We start from the raw sequence: 423 nt of genomic DNA, 5'->3' as shown, positions 1-423 counted from the left end.
GCGCCACCCCGGAAACCGCCGCAGCAGATACGGGTGCATGTGCGGGCACACGGCCACTGACCGAGAGCGACGTGCGCCGTTTTCTCACCCACGCCCGCCCCATCACTCGCCGGGCCGCCTTGCAGGACGAATTCCTGGTGGGTGACTGCTACACGGAAGCCCGTATCCGCTTCCAGGACGGCCGCACCGCCAGCCTGGGCATCGCCAACGACGCCGGCACGGCACTGCTGACCCCCATCGCGCAGGGCAAAGAGCAGGCACCGGGCCGTTATTTCCGCTGCAGGCAGTGCACCGGCATGCTGGACTTGCCGGACCGTCTGCCGGTGAACTGACGGCAGCACCTGCACAGACAACGCACTCCAGAAAAAAGCCGCGGAAGGCAGAATCGCCCCTCCGCGGCTTCGGCCCGGCCAAGGCCTGCAA

At 67.8% G+C, this 423-nt stretch carries 1 protein-coding gene; it reads left to right on the top strand.

Annotated elements, in window-relative coordinates:
- On the top strand, positions 1-332 hold a 332-nt coding region (locus GVL52_RS32300; RefSeq protein ID WP_160012763.1), incomplete at its 5' end, for a hypothetical protein.
- Positions 333-423 lie beyond the last annotated feature (91 nt).

It is taken from the genome of Rhizobium sp. 18055, assembly GCF_902706285.1.
Lineage (GTDB): Bacteria > Pseudomonadota > Alphaproteobacteria > Rhizobiales > Rhizobiaceae > Rhizobium.
Note: the sequence above shows the minus strand (reverse complement) of the source record. Positions and strands in the feature narration are given on the sequence as shown.